This is a genomic window from Mediterranea massiliensis (assembly GCF_900128475.1).
GTDB lineage: Bacteria > Bacteroidota > Bacteroidia > Bacteroidales > Bacteroidaceae > Bacteroides > Bacteroides massiliensis_E.
This window is the reverse complement of sequence record NZ_LT635832.1, coordinates 44,734-62,454: the sequence shown is the minus strand read 5'-3', so window position 1 is coordinate 62,454 and position 17,721 is coordinate 44,734. Positions and strand designations below refer to the sequence as shown.

Sequence of the window (17,721 nt, the reverse complement as noted above, 5' to 3'; positions counted from 1 at the left end):
TGGCTAAAAGGGAAGTCAAGTGTCTACTGCTTCAGTTTATAAAACAAAAAACTGTCTAGCTAAATCAGGAAAAGTCAATCATCTTCAAAGCGAAGTTTTAAGCTGGGCAAAGCAGTGCTTTAAGCTGGGCAAAGCGGTGCTTTAAGCTGGACAAAGCGATGCTTTTAGCGGGGCAAACGACTGCTTTCCCCAGCCTGGAAATTGCCCTCTTCAGCTTGCAGACTATCTACTTGAGAAATCTAAAGTCCATAGTTATACGCATAAAGTGGCATTTGGCGCAGGTATAATACCGATACTTTGTAAAGAAAATCGGAGAACAGCGTCGGTTATTCCGTTATTTTTCCGTATGTTTGCAAGGCATGATTTCAGAAACAGTACGCATGAGATACGGGTGGATCATAATTCTATGGTGCGTGACGGCCTTTCCCGTGATGGCACAGCGGATGCGCGTCGAGGATTTCGGACGCTACAAGAGGCCGTTCCTGCAAAAGGCACCTTTCACAACAGACAAACGGCAAGCCCTGCTGGACTTTTTCACTAACGAAAAAGGCTTCCAGTTCTTCGTGGGCGACACGCCCGTGCCTGCTGCCGAAGGAGAAGGAATGGTCACCCTAACCCTGCCTCATCGCACCGCTTTCCTCATCATCAAGCATCCCGTCTACAGGCAGTTGGCCTGGAAGGTGCCTGAAGGCGTACTGAAAAAAAAGAAGCACTATCATGCCTATCTCCATACTGAAAGTCTGGAGAAAGAGTTCCGTCAGCAGAAGCAGTGGGCGCTGATTTCGACGGTGCCCGAACATGCCATCGTCTATGTAGATACCGTTATCCATCCTCTTTTGGACGGCACCCTTTCCCTTTACTTGCCACTGGGCCGGCATGCTTGCCGTATTGAGTCGCCTTTCTACCAGACCTTGAATGATACCATCGAACTGACAGACTCTGTTCGCTTTGAGAAACGTTACGTGTTGCAGCCTTTTTACGCCTATCTGACCGTGGAGACCGACTGGCCCGATGCCCGCATCTGCTTGGACGGGCAGCCCTTGGGGATGCAGCGCATCGAGACATCCCGTCTGATGCCCGGTCGATATCGTCTGACCGTCGACCAAGGCGATTCGCTCTACTACGAACAGTGGCTGAAGTTGGCCAACGCAGAGCGTAAGGTGATCGACCTGCATGGCATCAAGTTACGTCCGTTCCCGCAGCCAGGACAGACTATAGAGACGCTTGGGTTCCCAAATGAGGATTTGGCAGATTCCTTGGCTTCGGACAGCCTTCAGATACAGCCGGAACAATGGGCCGACGTGCATATTACCGCCTTCGATGCCGACACTGAAATCTGGCTCAACCGAGAGCGGGTGGCACATGGCGAATGGCGGGGAAAGCTGGCTCCGGGCTTTTATGCCGTCAGTTCAAAAAAGGAGGGACTGGACTCACGCACCGACTTCTTCTGGGTCGATGCGGGGAAAAACGTGGAGCTGAACCTCATTTCGCCTTTGGCCGATTACGGACTGCTGAACGTGTCGTGCGACGAAGTGGATGCAGCTGTCTTCCTGAACGGCCTCGCGGCAGGCTTTGCTCCCTGCGTACTGCGCAACCTGCCCGTCGATCGCACCTATCGCCTCCGACTGGTCAAGGGGCGTAAGGCGGCCGAGACGCTCGTCCGTCTGAAGGGAAATGACATTGTGAACGTGAAACTGAAACTGAAATAAAAAATAACCAAAAGGAAAACAGATGAGAATGACTGTGTATAAGCTGTTGCAGGAAGCCCAGCAGAAAATGAACGGATATGCGGTGTATATGAACTACCAGTTCATGCACTTCGGTGTGAAGGCCGAGCCGGCCGCCCTCCTGACGGTCGAAGTCGAAGTGGGCGGTGAACGGATGAATCTGGAAGAAGTGGCCGATGTGGCGTTACCCCAGGACAATCAGTTCGCCTTGATTCCCAAGGAGCAGGATTACCTGTTTGCCATCTGCAAGGCTGTGGCCCAGGCACATCCCGACTATAAGATCAAACAGAAACCGATGGACGAGGACGGCGAGGAGAGCGGAGAGGAGGAATCCTCGGACGGAGAAGAGGATCGGTATGTCCTGTGCACGATGCCCGAAGTGAACGACGACCGGCACGATGCGGGCATGGATTACGTGAAGACCATTTACGGGGAAATGACGGGCAAGGTGGATGCGGTAAATGCCGCGTATGGCGTGAAGATCGCCAAGCAACTGGCCGGTGCCAAGCCCGAGGAGATGGACGAGGCAAAGGAAGAACTCCAGAAGGTGTATGACCAAATGAAGGATATATGCAAGTCCTATCGCGAGGAGAAGGAAAAGCAGATAGAGGAGGCTTATCAGGACTACCTGAAGAAGAAGGCCGAGGCCGAGCAGGCCGAGAGTGAGCGTCAGGCCGCGCGCGGCGAAGACAAAGGCTCGAAGTTAGACCTGAGCCAGTTCACCGGCGAAGAGTAAAGAGTGTCCGGCTTGTAGCGGCGGGCAGGGGATTATTTCCCCTGCGAGTCGCACGTATGGCCGGGCATGTTGATGGAGATGCTGCCGCCGTAGGCGCACATCAGCTTGCAGTTGTCCAGCAGGGCCGGCATGTTGGTGATCAGTTGCTTGCCGCCCGGCGCCCAGGGGGCCACGATTACCGGTATGCAGGGCATGGGCGTCAGGACTCCCATCGCGGCCGAGGTGGCGGAGGCCACCGTGGGGTTGCTCAGTGACTGGCACATGCCGAAGGGCAGGATGTTGACCATCGGGGCGAAGTCCATGATGGTGGCTTTCGGCTTGTTCTGGATCATCGGTCGCAGGGGGACCGTTACCATCAGCGAGGAGGGAGCCATGCCGAACGTGCACTTCAGCGTGGCGCCCATGCAAACATATTTTGCCATAATCTTTCTGTTTTTATCCGTTGTTCGATTTCAGTTCTTCTTCACTCAGTTTCGCGCCCAGCTTGGCGGTGGACGGCGCGCCGGGCACGGAGACGCCTTCGGTGGTGTAGGGGGTCTTGAACGACGAATCCACCTTCAGGTTCTTCATCTCGACTGTTCCGGCGGTGACGTCGGACTTGAACGTCGTCTTGCCTTGCGAGGTCATCTCGCCGTAGAGGGTCGTTTTGCTGCCGTAGAGCGCGGCGTCGCCGCCGCTCAGTTGCAGGATGGCCTTGCCGTCCTGTTGTAGCTCGACGGTAGTGTCGCCGAAGAGGCCCACCTTATCCGAGGCTACCTGCACACTCTTGCTCCGCGCCTTCTTGTCCCTTGCTCCCGCATAGACTTTTTCTGCCAGCAGGAGCAGGCTGCTGCCTGCGGCCAGTTCCTTGTCGGTGCGCTTCTCCTTATCCACGTCCATTGCCTTCACTTCCACCGTCTTGGCGTTGGCGGCAATCGTTCCGGTAGCCTTGCCTTCGGTGTCGGTGGCGTTGAGGTTGATTTTCTCGGCGCGCAGGGTGAACGAGCCTTCTTGGGTCAGGCTCTTTTCTTCGGTCTTGTCGTCCTTCGTCTCGTAGTCCACGGCTTCTACTTGGATTGCCTTCGAGACGACGCGTACGCTGCCTTCAGCCGGCAGGTCGGTGCTCGAGTCGGACACCTTGGGGTTGGCGGTATTGATTTCCACGTCCTGCGAGCCCATATAGATGCCGCTGTCCTTGATCAGGGCACCGTCGTTGCCGTAGGAGGTAAGGCTGATTTCCTTGCCTGCCAGTCCGATGCCCGCGCCGTCGTTGGTGCGCAGGTTGCCGTCGCCGTCGGTCGAGGTGAGGCTGATGCTTTCGGAGCGGAGCGAGATGAAGGTATCGGTACTTTTCTCTTTGAACGAAGAATGCAACTGGCCTGCCGCCTCTTTCTGCTCCTTGATGCTGTTCAATTGGCGGTTCGCCTCGGCAAGGCGGGAGAGGACGTTGAAGTAACGGGTCATCGAGGTGTAGATGGTGCCGGATATGTTCCGGATTTCCTCGTGCAGTTCCTCGATGTCCATGTAGTTCGTTCGGGTCATTGTTTCGTCCAGGTTCATAAGGTCCTGGTCGAACAGCTTGTCTATTTGCGAGATGAGCGACGACACTTCCGACTTGGCCTGGCTCGCTTCCTTCTTGAGGTCATTGGTTTGCGTGGTCAGCGCTGTCTCTTCTTGTTCCAGTCTTTCTTTGAGCGTTTCGCAGGGGAGTGTCGCGTTCAGGCTGATTTGTCCGTCGGTAGAGAGGGTGATGCCGCCGTCGGTGCCGCTAAGACCATACGTCGGAAAGACATCATTAGCCTGCTTTTCGCTTCGGATGATGACATTCCGGGCTTGCGAGACAATCTCCGAAATTCCTTTTGCCACATTCTCTTGTCCGTCCATTCCCGGATCTACCGCGATTTGGCGGATGCTTGCGGCACGGCTCACAATGCTTCCCACACCGGAAGCGCCTGCACCTACGCCGTCCAGAGAGATGTCTGTTCCCCGGAGAATAATCCTGGAATTGCTGCCGCACAGCGTTCCGCTCTTATCGACATTACCGATGATGATTTCCGGAGCGGAAATGATGACGCGCTGGTCGTCGCGGACATACCGTCCTTTCTCCAGATGGTCTATCAGGTCGATTTTCATCTGCTGGACTTCGCTTTTATAGCGTCGGATTTCATCCAGGTCTTTTTCCACGTTCTTCTGGAAATCGTCCAGAGCCTCCTGCCAGTATTTGAATTGTTCTGCGATTGTTCTCATACTTGATACTGCTTGTTGTTACTGTATTCCTTTGAGTATATCTATTAATGGAATGAGAGGGTCAGTTTCTGATTTTTTGTAATAGTGGATTTCTTTGTTATGGAAATTAAGGGTTTCACCTTCCTGATCAGAAAATAGAATTTTCCCTGTATCTTCATGGGTATCCCATATGTATTGGTCGAGTATTCCTTCGAGTTTTTTATATCCAGTAAAATATTTTGCTAAAGTTATTCCCATGGGTTTTAAAAAGTTCTTAACTTTCGTCCTTTTTCTGGTATCAGGTTCAAATACTTCATAAGTTATTGAATTGCAGAAATTTGCCCAGTTAGCATCATCAAAATTAGGTTCTTGTTGTGGTAAATTGCCTATCTTTTTTGTATTTGTTTTTGCATCTGGTTGCTTTTGTATAAGTTGCTTTAAAACCTCATATGTTATTTTTCGTTTGTTTACTGAAGCAATATTATGTGCAATTTGAACTGCTTGTCCAATAATGCGACGTTGAGTTGTGAAATCGTTAAATACACCATCTTTCATTATTTCACTTCTAAGAGTAGTTATTATACTTTTGAGAACCGGGTCTTGAATGATTTCGGTGCAAAATTTATCCCATATTTTGTTTTCTGTTAAGTTCTCTTTTTTTATTTTTATAGCGCTTTTGTTCAAGTTGAATAATTGAGTCGCAATTGTTTGGAAATCTTGGGCTACCTCATTATTCTGAGGATGTTGTGCCGTAAGTTCATTAAATCCATCTATATTATTAGGATAGAGAGTGTTGAAATCCTGAAGATTACCCTCTATATACGTATTATGATTATTAATTCTTATAATTGCAGCATAGGCAGTTTCATAAGCCGTTTTCGCAGTGGATAATGATTGGTTAATTGTATTGAATAAAGCAGTTGCTGTATTAATAGCCTGGATGAAGTTGTTGATATATATTGGTATTCTGTTTGATGCCACATCAGTATTTTGATATGGGATTGTTACCTCCATTATTTGGTCTGGTTTGATTAATGACTTCCATGCAGTACCCATTCCAAATTGTTGATGTCCGGCAATTTGAGTCTCTCCCTTGCCGGCTTCAAAACACAGGTACCTGTTCGACTTGATAAGCATAGTACCGCCACAAGGACGTACGAAAGTTTCGAATGCAGTACGTATTAAATTCATGTCAATTATCTCAAGTTTAGAAATTATTGTTTTACCTGCATCCTTAAGGGAATCGAAAATACTTTCTCCAAGACTTTTATCACGATAAACAGGCCAAAAGTGGGATGCGATATTGTTTCCGGAAGAAATGGACAGGTTATTACCCGCCACGATATCGATGTTCTTGCCCTCGATACGGACATTCCCGTTGGGCGCACTGATGGTGATACCTGTAAAGGCGCTGATATTTACTTTGCCCAAAGGGCTGTCGATGGAGATGGCACGTTTGTCCGATGACATGGATATGGAGTACAGTCCGTGTTCGTCGGTAAACTCGATGCCTCCCATCGCTTTCTTGAAAGAATCTGGGAAAATATCCACTTTATGGTCACGTAAACTAAGTTCTGTTTTGATAAAACCGGTTGGGCAGAAACTTTTAATGGTGCTCATCAATGGGGACAATGAATTAAAAGCGTCTGAACTGGCTGATGGGTCGGAGAAAATGATGGAATGACCGTTTACGGACGAGATGACGCGGGCTTTGTCTTTCTTGTGGGCATATGGGACCGGTGATTCGTTTTCTTTTTCTGCCCTTGTATAGAGCATGCCTTCTACGTAAGGCTTCTCAATATTTCCGTTCTCGTAGTTGATAATGGCTTCGTCGTCTATCTGGGGAAGGAAGTTGAAGCCGCTGCCGTCCGAAGCCATGGGGAGAGCAATGCGGATCCACGGTGTGGGGTCTTCTGTTTGGCTTTGCCACGGATAGCGCACCCTTACACGGTTCATTTTCAGTGGGTCCGCATTGTGCGTGATGAAGGCTCGTTGGGCTTTGGCCTCTCGGATGGGGCTGACAGGAGCGGCAGGGGGGAATACGAACTTATCTTCGTATGGGATGGCCTCGATGTCGAGGGTCTCTGCACCGCTGTTGGCGCAGCCGTTCATCTGGACAACGATGTATTTCTTTCCGTCCAACTCTATCAAGCAGCCCAGCGTGAGGGGGTAGAAATGGTCGCCCAATGCAATTTGGATACGTGACCGTTCGTTCGCTTCTATTCCCTTGCGGATGGCTTCATAAAATTCCAGGCTGAAGGTGACGTAGCTGCTTAAAGTGGTGTTCATATTCTCCTCTGATGTACTGAACGGATGGATGCGATCGCCCTTTTTTCTGTCGTTTGTATAGGTCCCCTTTTTAAAATTTTTGTCTTCATAGTCGTCATTGGCCGCTTTGGCAGACAAACTACAGTTCAGTATGGTTATTCCCGTATCAGAGATTAAGTTCTTTGTTGCTTCAATTATATCGGCCGAATTAACGATGTCAGTAACAGCGTTGATAAAAAAATATCCTGGCCACAGGGCAAAATCTTGCCATTTGGTGTATTCATCTTTGGGAGGAAGGGAAACCAGGTTCTCATCTGAAGCCAGTTGGGAATCCTGAAGCTGCAGATCAGCAACGTTAACTTCGTAATTGCTCCTTAATTTATCTTGTATTGTTATTGATTTTCCTGATTGATCTGTGCTGGTTATATCTATTTTACCTTCTCCCTTTTCCTCAACATTGTAACCTTTTCCATACTCCGTTTGTAGCTTTTCTTCGTCAAGTGGCAATAACGAGGGAAAACGTTTCATGTGATTCTCCGTGAGTGGATAATTATGATGGCTGCTTACGATGTAGTTTTCTTTCCAAGCAGTAACTGTTTCATCAGAAAAATTGACGGAAACATACTCCGTAATGGGTGTTATGTCATCTTGTTCTTTATCATCCTTATCTTTTTTAGTCTTTTTTTCCCACCCGATATTGAAATATCCGTCCTCGTAATAGAGAAATTCTCCGCATCGGTTGCTGACTCTGACCAGAAAATCGAAGAAACTTTCGTTGTATTGCACGAGGTAGGGCTGGATAAATTCTTTATCATCATGGTATAGATAGCGAGGATTTTTGTTAAATTGAGATCCTTTTTTTCCTTCGATAATAGAGCCTAATTTCGTTATTTCGCTATCAAGTTCTTCTATTTTTATACTTATATTTTGAGATAATGCCTTCTTTTCATTAAGCGTCTTTTGCAGTTCCTCTTTTGTATTTTCGTTTGTCTCTTTGTTTATCTTATCGTTGAGGTCGTTTATTTCTTTATTTATTTCCTCTTGTTTTTTCTCGAGATTTGCCTTCTCTGCTTCCCGTTCCTTCTTCAAACTTTGAGCATTCTCTATTTTCAGTTGTTCATCTATTGCTTCCGGAAGGTTATTGGGCCAAAGATCTTTGTTCAAAAAAATGTCTTGAGTGAATTTTTTACCTGTATAGGCTTTGCAATACGTATCCAGTGTAAGGAACTTAAACGGGTCGTAGGCTTGGAACGTAGCATAATAAACGTTCCCTTTTTTCTCGATTTGTATGCCGAAAATATAATAGTCTTTTGCAATACTGCTACTCTTGTTATCGGCTTGGGCTGTTAATTCGATTTTTTTTCCTTTGAATGTGCTGTAAATAGCATTAACGCCGTTACACCCTGATATTTGCAACTTAAAGATAAGTTCTCCCGGTTTGTAAATGGCTTTCGAGTAGCTCAAATTTTGGAGCGTGAAAGTCCATGTAGTATTCTCTATGGTTGTAGATCCTGCTGAATGTCCATCGTTTGAGTTGTAACTCAATTCGATATTTTTATTTTCTTGAGGAACGTCGTAGATTTTTAAAGTATAGGAGGCCATGATCTATAGCTGTTAGGGTTAGAAATTGATATACAGTGTCTTTTGGTAGCTGTCGCTGCCGATGTAGGTAATTGATTGGGTCAGCAGCCTGATGCTGGTCATCATCAGGTCGGCTTTCTTTTCCCCTTCTTCGGAAGGGAATACTGCCGGTTCGGGACGGGAAATTCCGAAGGCCTCGTCCACGCTGATGACGTAGCCAGTTACGACCAGTCCGCTGTCGTAGTCGCTCAATGTGTTTTCTCCTTCATCTGTACGGAAGGTTGCGTTGAAAACGATCGAGAAACACGATTCTGTATGCTCGTCCAGCCGTTTGTATATTTCTTTCAGGTAACCGTCCGGCAAGGATTTGATTTGGAGTTGCAGGATAGTAGTCTGGGTAGGGCCGTAAGGCATTCCCCTGTCATTCCTTTTTCTGGCACATTCGTAATGGAATTGTTGCAGCGTGAAGCCTTGCTCTCTTTTGACTTTAGTTGTACGGATGTCATCGAAAAAGAGAGTGGCCTTGAGATAGTTTGAGATGTTTTGCATAGAAGGTCTTAATTTGAGGGGTTTGCTTTATTGGAATTCAGTCTCGTCAATCTCCAGCTTCTTCACCATAATGCCCAGTTTAAGTTGATGGCGGTTGGTGTCGCTGATATTATAGGTTTCGTCTATCGAAAAGCATTTGGCATCCTCAAACTTGAAGGTTCGTGTCGTTATGTCGTATTTGGCAGATTGGTTGGTCAGATCAACTACGACTTTGCCGGACAATGAAGTCTGGTCGATGTACCATTCAAACAGCATGAGGTCGTCTTTGTTGGGGGCAATGACCGACAGAATAAGTTGGTCGCACCGCGGATTACCGTCGGGCGTATAGGAATTGTGATGCCTCGATACTTTAACCTCGCATTGGACCACCCGATACGCGTTGGTATAAGTGTCAGAGGTGTTATCCCCCAAATATAAGTTAGCAAATAAAGACATAACGGGATGTTTATTACTTCGTGTTTTTTACTTTATCTCCCCGACAAAAAATGTCGGGGAGGCGATAGGATGCCGCCAGCTGGCGGCTACAAACTTTACTTCCAAGGGTTCTGGAAGTCAACGGGACCGTTCTTCAGCTCCTGGCAAACGATTTGCAGTTGTTCGAAGTGTTCCTCGCCATCTTCCCATTTTTCCAGGTAGTGCACGCAATAACATCCTGTACCTTCCAGTTCCTTCATCGTAGAACCGTCAATGGTGTTGTAGAAGGTAATCTTGATGTCACGCGGATCGTTGGGTGACAGCATCCATTGCAGCAACTGGTTATTGCCGTCGTTCATAGCTTTGACACGGATGTCAATACGGCCACCTCTGGGAATACCGGAGATTTGGCCTTCACGGTCGGTTGTCTGTGAGAAAGTGTAGTCAATCATCATGACTTCACGGGTCTCGAAATCTTTTACCGATAATTGTACCGGAGTTATGTTTTCTGCCATAGTGTTTCTGTTTTTTAATTAGACATCATGTTCAGAACTTAAGCCCAGTCGTTTTCAAAAACGACAGACTCGAATTCAATCTTTTGACAGGTGATTTCGATTTCCTCGAAATGACCTTTCTTGTCTTCCCATTTTTCCTCGAAGTTTACACAATAACCGTTGGTGAACTTGATAGTCTTCATGTTCTTACCGGTTTTTGTTTCCAGGAAAGTGATAACACCGTTTTTGGGTAGGTTCCGTTCGATCATCCATGCCAATAAATCGGGGGTTCCGTCATTAAGAGCTTTTACACGGATGTTGATTTTACCTCCACGGGGAATACCCGACATCTGGCCTTCTACGTCAGTAGCCTGGTCAAATTCGTATTTAACCATCATAACTTCTCGTTCTTTGTAGCCATCAACTTCTAATTTAACTGGTGTCTTTGCCATAATTATACGTTTTTGAAATATGAAAGAATTTGATTATATTATACCATCTGAGCGTCTTTATCCTTCTTGTCTGCCGATACCTTAATGATAAAATTCTTGGCTGAATAGAAAGGAGTCAGACTGATATCACATGTGATACGCTTGGTTACCGGATCCTGTGTCGGCTCTTTGATTTCATAATTCTGGAACAAGTTGCCGTAGCCCTTGTAATCGTTCAGGAAGGCCTGTATTTTTGCTTTCAAGTTTTTGGGAGAATTATAGGGATCCCAGTTTTCGAGAGCTACTTCGTGTACGTAGTTCATCAGTACTTTCTTGACCCAGTCGAATACGCGAACAATGGGATATTCTTTCATGGCGGTATTGTCACCATTGTAGAGGGTGGTGTTGTTGAATGCCATGACGCGCCCTTCGGAGTAAACCATCGGAATAACTTGGTTATCCATCAGAGCCGCAATCTCAGATTTCAGCAAGTCCAACTTGACACCTTTCACCCCATCGAGTGTACCATATTTTTTCCCACCAGCGCCTTGAGCCATATTGGCACTTTCGTCATACAGTTTTCCTGCCAATGCGCCCGAACTGCAGATATAGAATGCGGGGCTTTCTTTTTCGTCTTCAGACAGCTTTTCAGAGTCGCGTCCAACAAGCCAGTTTGCGGTCATAATAACGTTTTGCAGTTCGATATCGCTGTCGCGGTAGCCTTCTGTGTTGGCTTGCAAGTCATCAAATGAATATTCGTCGGCATGATCAGTGATCAGCATGACTTTGTATTTGAAGGCAATTTTGGCCCATTGTAACAAAGTTGGTTTGTCTTGGAATACATTGCCGGGAACAACCATCAAGCTATAACAATCTTTCAGGCTTAGACGATCAAAGCCGTTGCGCAGTAGGGTATCTACTTCTTGAGCAAACCCCGAATCGTTATCAGCAATGTCGTCTTTGTATACATTAATGATGCGCAGATTTTTCACTTTGTCTGTATTGGCGTTTTTGAAGAAGCTATCAAGAGCCCGATAAGAGCGTTCTAAATTAGCTGTTGCATAGAGAGCATCAGTGATGCCCTGGCTAAGAAGTTTGGTATACTTATCTTCTTTGGCTTTGCAGGCATCTACAAACTCGGACGCGCTTTCGTGTCCTTCGTTGAGGATTTCAAGCCAACCTTTGATATCGTTAATCAGATTCTCCCGTTTGTCCTGAAAACGTTTGTCCGACAGGAACACAGCTTTGGCAGCCTTGCGCGCGGGGTTCAAATTGTCTGCATCGGGCATAAAGCCACGAATGGCATTGAAACCACCGAATGCGGACAACAATTGCGAGATATCCTTGGACTGTGCCGGTTGCCGGGTCTGCTTCACTTCGCCAGCACCCTGTGATGCGGTATTGCTTTTTTGTAATTCTGCTTCTGGCATAACATTATATTTTTAATGGTTATTTACTATTTTCCAATTCTTCGAGCATGGCCTGGAGCATCTCTTTCAATTCCTCTTTAGCCGTACTGTCCTTAAGAATGTCTCTCAGCTTTCTGTTCTGTTCGATACTCTTACGGATTTTGCTGTTAGTATCAATCTTTTTTTTCACGCCTGAAAGAAACTGACTGTTTGCTACCAATCTGCCTTTACCGCCCTGAGCTTCGAAATCTCGGATTTCACTGAAATGGAGCACTTCATTTACCGAACCGCCCTCTTCGTCCACAAAGTCAACTTCGACGGACGGCTTGAAATGTGCAAACGCATCGTTGATATTCTGAATGTCTTCTACAAATTCAGGATCGCCCGGTTCTACATTCGATGTATACTGGTCAATCATCAACGTCTTGTTGTTGTCAATGGGATTGACTTTCGCATTGGATTCTTCATCTGGAGCCATCGAGATGAAATTTTCTTTCATTGCCATAAGTTTCTCGTTTTTTATAGGGTTATCATGAGTTTAATTTATACATTTATTATAGAGTCATAAATTCCGGTTTTCCATCCTTCATTCGTACTTCAACGGTATCTCCTGATTTAATTTTTCCAGAAATGATCAGTTTGGAAAGCGGGTGTCTCAGTTCCTTACGGATAATGCCTATGACCGGACGGGCACCGTATTGTGGGTTGAAGCCCATCATGGCAATGTCCCTTTTTGCTTCCGGACTAATACAAAGTTCAATGTTCTGCTCTTCCAGTAATTTCAGCAAACCTTTCAGATGTATGTCGAAAATACGGGTAACGGTCTCTTCGGTAATCGGAGAGAAAGGAACAATTTCCGTCAGGCGTCCCAGAAATTCTGGTCGGAAGTAGTTTTGCATAATGTCCATCAAATCGTTGTTCTGAGGGATGGAACCTTTGTTGAACGAATCGACGATGAACTGGCTGCCTATGTTTGAGGTGAACAGGATCAAAGCGTTCGAAAAATCGCCTACACGGCCCAGACGGTCATGAAGTTTGCCTTCATCCAATATCTGGAGAAACAGATCGAATACAGATTTATGTGCTTTCTCGATTTCGTCGAACAACACTACAGAATAAGGCTTTTGGCGAATCTTGTTTACCAGCAGACCTCCTTCTTCATAACCTACATATCCCGGAGGCGCTCCGTAGAGCAATGCGACGGAGTGCTCTTCCTTGAATTCTGACATATCAAAACGGATAAGCGCGGATTCATCTTCGAACAAAAAAGCAGCCAAGGCCTTGGACAATTCAGTCTTACCAGTTCCTGTCGGTCCGAGGAAGAAGAATGATCCCATAGGTTGTCCTTTCTTATTCAGACCCGAACGGGACTCAAACACAGCATCGAGTACAATTTTCACAGCATGATCTTGTCCGACTACACGTTTCTTCAGTGTGGCTTCAGCATTGATGAGACGATCCCGTTCTTTTGACTGGACTTTACCCAACGGGATGCCTGTCTGTTTGGCTACTACGGCGAATAGGTCCGAGCTGTCAAGTTCCGTACGCTTTTGCTGACACAATTGGGAGAGCTGGTCTAAGATCTTTTTCAGATAATCAATCCGCTCCTGGGCAGTAGCAATCTTGCCAAAATCAACGTCTGCATCCAGTTGGGCCATCAAAATACAACTGATTTGGTTGATCAGTTTGTAATGCAGCCATTCCAACTCCATCATCATTTGTCCATTCTCTTTAGTGCCAATCTGCTCCGTTAGCTGCGCCAACTCGGCCTGTAGGCTGGCTATATCGTTGGCAGACATATCGTTCATGGTCTTTACCAGTGCCATTGTGCGGTCAATCAGGTCGAAAGCAGAGTCTGGCAAAGCCTTTTCCGTCAGATAACGCTTGGCCAGCCGGACAGCATCCACCATAACAGGTTCTCCTATACCTAAATGGTGATATTCAGAATACGTACCCAATGCACCTTTCAGAATGCGGAGACACAGGTCGGCATTAGGTTCTTCGAGTGTAATCTTTTCAAGTTTGGTCACAAACTCCTTGTCTGTTTCAATATTTTTGGTATATCCGTCAATGGACGAGGTACAGAGTAGCAGAAGATTGCCCTTATTCAATTCCTGCTTTAAAATGGAAGAAGCTCCATACAGGCTATTTTGTTTGTCAAATAGCTTGTCTATAGACTCAATAATCAAAATTGCATTGGGTTGCTCTTTGATTTCTCGCAACAGGTTCTTGAAGCGATCTTCCAGTTCACCTTTATAGGATGCGTCAGAACCGATACTTGCCAAGTCCAGTTCATATGCGGATGCATTACTCAAAAAGGAAGGTACGTGACCCTCAGAAAGCTGTTTGACAAACGCATTGACAAGAGATGTTTTTCCTACCCCCGATTCTCCTGTTACAAGCAAGTTGGATTTTGTCTTTCGCCCAAAAATCTCGAAAATAACCGATATCTCATTTTCAAAACCGATAACGGGCCCTATTTTCCCCGCTTTGACTTCTTCCTTTTTGTCTATACAATATTTATTGATGAGTCCTTTCCCGTTGGCAACGGAAGACAGGCTTGTTCCGCCGCCGGTTTCGCCTGAATTGGCGGCATGTGTCGAGACTCCGATCTTTGCCTGTATTTCAGCAACGGTCAATGGTAAGGTTTTTAGTTGCTCAAATGTAAAACCTACACCAGGAGTAACAAGGGACATCAGAATGCAAACCGGTTCACATTCGGCCAGTCCAAGTTTTTCCTGGTAAACTTCTGCCTCTTCCATGACGGCCTCAGCTTCCTGAGAATAGGGCAAGTCCTTTTTCGGCCTGACTGCACGTGGTGAAAGTTGCATTTGTATGTCGGCCCATTCTTGCAGATAATAATAATCCTTATCCAAATCTGTTTCAATAAAATGAACCAAACCTACACTTTTGTGGAGTATAGCCTTGAACAAATGGGAGGGATAGATTGCGTCACTACAATATTCCTCAGCGAAAGAATTCGCAATGTCTCTGATGCTGCTCATCTTTTTTATATTTTGTAAGTTCGATAGTCGGTTATCGGTTATCATAAAGATGCTTTCGCAAATATAAAAAAAAAGGAATAAACTACCTATTCTGTAGCTTTTTTTATTGTTTTAGTGCAGCAATATTATAAAAAAAAGACCGCCAAGTGTGGAAGCCACTCAACAGTCTAAATCTTTTGTAGTAGCGGGACCCGGGATTGAACCGGGGACCTCATGATTATGAATCATGCGCTCTAACCAGCTGAGCTATCCCGCCATCGTTTCTCGATTGCGGGTGCAAAGATACGGCTTTTATTGGAACTACCAAAGCTTTTCAATCTTTTTTCTCCATTTTTCTACTTCCAGCAGGAAAGGTCCAAAGGAAGCAAAAAAAAGTTTTCCATTCCAACAATTTCCATATCATTTATTATCAAACAATTGCAGAAGCGAGAGAGCAAGCTGTCCTATAAAAATGCAAAATTGTTTTTTATAATTAGAAATAATGTTTTAACTTGGCGACGCAATTCGAGAAACGAAACCATGGAAAGAGAGAAGATACATTTGCAATATCCGTTGAACGCCACTTCCAAAACCATTCTGTGGAATGCCATCAGCACTCCCAGCGGCCTGGAAGGATGGTTTGCCGACCACGTACAGTCGGACGACAAGACCGTAACATTCTTTTGGGGAAAGACAGAATCGCGCAGTGCTGAAATTGTGGCTGTGCGGGCCTACTCCTTCATCCGCTTCCGCTGGAAAGACCAGAAAGACTCCCGCGAATATTTCGAATTCAGGATGGACTATAGCGAGCTGACCAATGACTTCACCCTCGAAATCGTAGATTTTGCAGCCAAGGACGAAGCCGATGACATGCGCGAATTGTGGGACTCGCAGGTAGAAACATTGCGTCGGGCGTGCGGCTTTTAGTTAACTTTCAATTAAAAATTTTACGTACTCCCTTTTTTGTGCTACTTTTGTGCTTTCAATAAGTATGAGACAAGTAACATGCTGCGCATAAAAAAGTTAGATATATTCGTATTGAAGAGCTTCTGCATGCTCTTTGCCGGCACTTTTTTCATCTGCCTCTTCATCTTCATGATGCAATTCTTGTGGAGATACGTAGACGAGCTGGTGGGAAAAGGATTGGAAATGACCGTCTTGGCGCAATTTTTTTTCTACTCCGCCCTGACACTCGTTCCTGCCTCCCTGCCGCTGGCCGTATTGTTGGCGGCCCTGATTACATTCGGCAATTTCGGCGAGCGCTTCGAATTGCTGGCCATGAAGGCGGCAGGCATCTCGCTCCTCAAGATTATGCGCCCGCTCATCGTGTTCATCGCCTTCATTTCCTGTGTATCCTTCTATTTCCAGAATGTGGTTGGTCCCAAGGCCCAAACCAAATTATGGACACTACTTTTCTCCATGAAGCAGAAGTCTCCCGAGCTGGATATTCCTGAAGGCGTATTCTACGATGAAATAGAGGGTTACAACCTGTATGTCAAGAAGAAGAACCGTGATACGGGTATGCTCTACGATGTGCTGATCTACAATTTCGAGAAAGGTTTTGAGAATGCCCAAATCATCAAGGCCGACTCCGGACGGCTCGAGATGACGGCCGACAAACAACACCTGTACCTTCATCTGTACAGCGGTGAGCAATTCGAAAATCTCAAGTCACAGAACATGAGCCAGAAGAATGTACCCTACCGCCGCGAGACTTTCCGCGAGAAGCATGCCATCATCGAGTTCGATTCCGACTTCAACATGGCCGACGAGGGTATCATGGGAGGAACGGCACAAAGCAAGAACATGGAGATGCTCCAGGTGGCCATCGACTCGATGAAGGTACAGAACGACAGTATCGGACGGGCCTATTATACCGAAGTGATGGGCAGCACCTACAAGCCTGCAACCTCACTGACCCGAGCCGACACGGTAAAGATAGAAGAGGCCCGCCCTGCAGCCTACGATTTGGACAGCTTGTTCAACTCGCTCACCTTGGCCGAAAAGGAGAAAATTATCAGCTCAGCCGCCAGCCGCGCCCAAAGCACAGGAAGCGACTGGAACTTCAAGAGCTTCAACGTGTCGCAGACCGACACCAACCTGCGCCGTCACATGACGGCCTGGCACGAGAAGCTGACCCTCTCGCTGGCCTGCCTCATCTTCTTCTTCATCGGCGCACCGCTGGGAGGCATCATCCGCAAAGGCGGACTGGGTATGCCCGTCATCGTGTCGGTACTGATATTCATTATCTATTACATCATCAACAACACAGGCTTCAAGATGGCCCGTGACGGCAAATGGATTGTGTGGATGGGCATGTGGACCAGTACGGCCGTGCTGGCTCCGCTAGGAGCGTTCCTCACCTACAAGTCGAACAACGACTCGGTGGTACTCAATGCCGACGCCTACATCCAGTTCTTCAAGAAGCTCATAGGCATACGCAGCGTACGCCACCTCTTCCGCAAGGAGGTCATCATACACGACCCGGATTACGAACACCTTCCGGGCGAACTCCAATCCCTGGCCGACGAATGCCGCCGCTACATGGGACAGAAGAACCTGAAGCATGCTCCCAACTACTTCAAGCTGTGGATGACCGATACACAAGACGAGGCCGTGGAACGTATCAGCAACCATATGGAACAACTGGTTGAAGAGCTATCGAACACCCGATCCATGACATTGCTGACTCTGCTCAACAACTTTCCCATCATCCCTGTACGTGCCCATACACGTCCCTTCCGAAACTATTGGCTGAACGTGGCCTGTGGTGTGGTCGTGCCTGTCGGCCTGTTCTTTTACTTCCGAATCTGGGCCTTCCGCCTCCGCTTGTACAAGGATTTGGAGCGAATCATCAAAACTTGTGACGACCTCGTGCTGGTGATGGAAAGAGATAAAAATAAATAACCATTATATAAATAAG

Annotated in this window: 14 protein-coding genes and 1 tRNA gene; 4 read left to right on the top strand and 11 right to left on the bottom strand. The window is 46.7% G+C overall.

Annotated features, from left to right (window positions below):
• Positions 1-380 precede the first annotated feature (380 nt).
• The gene (locus tag BQ7483_RS00435; RefSeq protein WP_072544436.1) at positions 381-1,709 is read left to right on the top strand and encodes a peptidase associated/transthyretin-like domain-containing protein; all 1,329 of its coding nucleotides are present in this window, start codon (positions 381-383) and stop codon (positions 1,707-1,709) included.
• A 28-nt stretch (positions 1,710-1,737) separates the two neighbouring features.
• On the top strand, positions 1,738-2,463 hold the full coding sequence (locus tag BQ7483_RS00430; protein WP_072544435.1) for a ribosome recycling factor: 726 nt from the start codon (positions 1,738-1,740) through the stop codon (positions 2,461-2,463).
• Positions 2,464-2,495: 32 nt separating this feature from the next.
• On the opposite strand, the gene BQ7483_RS00425 is transcribed toward BQ7483_RS00430, so the two are convergent.
• From BQ7483_RS00425 to BQ7483_RS00375, 11 genes are all read right to left on the bottom strand, one after another.
• Complete coding sequence (locus BQ7483_RS00425; protein ID WP_072544434.1) at positions 2,496-2,885, bottom strand: DUF4280 domain-containing protein; 390 nt, start codon at positions 2,883-2,885, stop codon at positions 2,496-2,498.
• A 13-nt stretch (positions 2,886-2,898) separates the two neighbouring features.
• Positions 2,899-4,689, bottom strand: a complete 1,791-nt coding sequence (locus BQ7483_RS00420; protein WP_072544433.1) for a hypothetical protein — start codon at positions 4,687-4,689, stop codon at positions 2,899-2,901.
• 18 nt (positions 4,690-4,707) lie between these two features.
• Complete coding sequence (locus BQ7483_RS00415) at positions 4,708-8,538, bottom strand: phage baseplate assembly protein V (protein WP_072544432.1); 3,831 nt, start codon at positions 8,536-8,538, stop codon at positions 4,708-4,710.
• 18 nt (positions 8,539-8,556) lie between these two features.
• The gene (locus BQ7483_RS00410; protein ID WP_139247477.1) at positions 8,557-9,066 is read right to left on the bottom strand and encodes a hypothetical protein; all 510 of its coding nucleotides are present in this window, start codon (positions 9,064-9,066) and stop codon (positions 8,557-8,559) included.
• Positions 9,067-9,093: 27 nt separating this feature from the next.
• On the bottom strand, positions 9,094-9,501 hold the full coding sequence (tssD, locus tag BQ7483_RS00405; protein ID WP_072544430.1) for a type VI secretion system tube protein TssD: 408 nt from the start codon (positions 9,499-9,501) through the stop codon (positions 9,094-9,096).
• A 95-nt stretch (positions 9,502-9,596) separates the two neighbouring features.
• Entirely contained in the window at positions 9,597-9,995 is a 399-nt protein-coding gene (gene tssD, locus BQ7483_RS00400) for a type VI secretion system tube protein TssD (protein WP_072544429.1), read from the bottom strand.
• Positions 9,996-10,033: 38 nt separating this feature from the next.
• Positions 10,034-10,426, bottom strand: coding sequence for a type VI secretion system tube protein TssD (gene tssD, locus BQ7483_RS00395; protein WP_072544428.1), 393 nt, complete (start codon positions 10,424-10,426; stop codon positions 10,034-10,036).
• 38 nt (positions 10,427-10,464) lie between these two features.
• Positions 10,465-11,835 carry a hypothetical protein gene (locus BQ7483_RS00390; protein WP_083535604.1) on the bottom strand — a complete coding sequence of 457 codons (1,371 nt, stop codon included), beginning with the start codon at positions 11,833-11,835 and terminating at the stop codon, positions 10,465-10,467.
• 19 nt (positions 11,836-11,854) lie between these two features.
• On the bottom strand, positions 11,855-12,319 hold the full coding sequence (locus BQ7483_RS00385; protein WP_072544427.1) for a hypothetical protein: 465 nt from the start codon (positions 12,317-12,319) through the stop codon (positions 11,855-11,857).
• 49 nt (positions 12,320-12,368) lie between these two features.
• Positions 12,369-14,819: an AAA family ATPase gene (locus BQ7483_RS00380; protein WP_072544426.1), complete on the bottom strand. Its 2,451-nt coding sequence runs from the start codon at positions 14,817-14,819 to the stop codon at positions 12,369-12,371.
• A gap of 182 nt (positions 14,820-15,001) precedes the next feature.
• A tRNA-Met gene (locus BQ7483_RS00375) sits at positions 15,002-15,075 on the bottom strand.
• A 263-nt stretch (positions 15,076-15,338) separates the two neighbouring features.
• Here BQ7483_RS00375 and BQ7483_RS00370 point away from each other — a divergent pair.
• Both BQ7483_RS00370 and BQ7483_RS00365 read left to right on the top strand, forming a co-directional pair.
• Positions 15,339-15,725 carry an START-like domain-containing protein gene (locus BQ7483_RS00370; protein WP_072544425.1) on the top strand — a complete coding sequence of 129 codons (387 nt, stop codon included), beginning with the start codon at positions 15,339-15,341 and terminating at the stop codon, positions 15,723-15,725.
• A gap of 78 nt (positions 15,726-15,803) precedes the next feature.
• Complete coding sequence (locus BQ7483_RS00365; RefSeq protein ID WP_072544460.1) at positions 15,804-17,705, top strand: LptF/LptG family permease; 1,902 nt, start codon at positions 15,804-15,806, stop codon at positions 17,703-17,705.
• Positions 17,706-17,721: the final 16 nt, after the last annotated feature.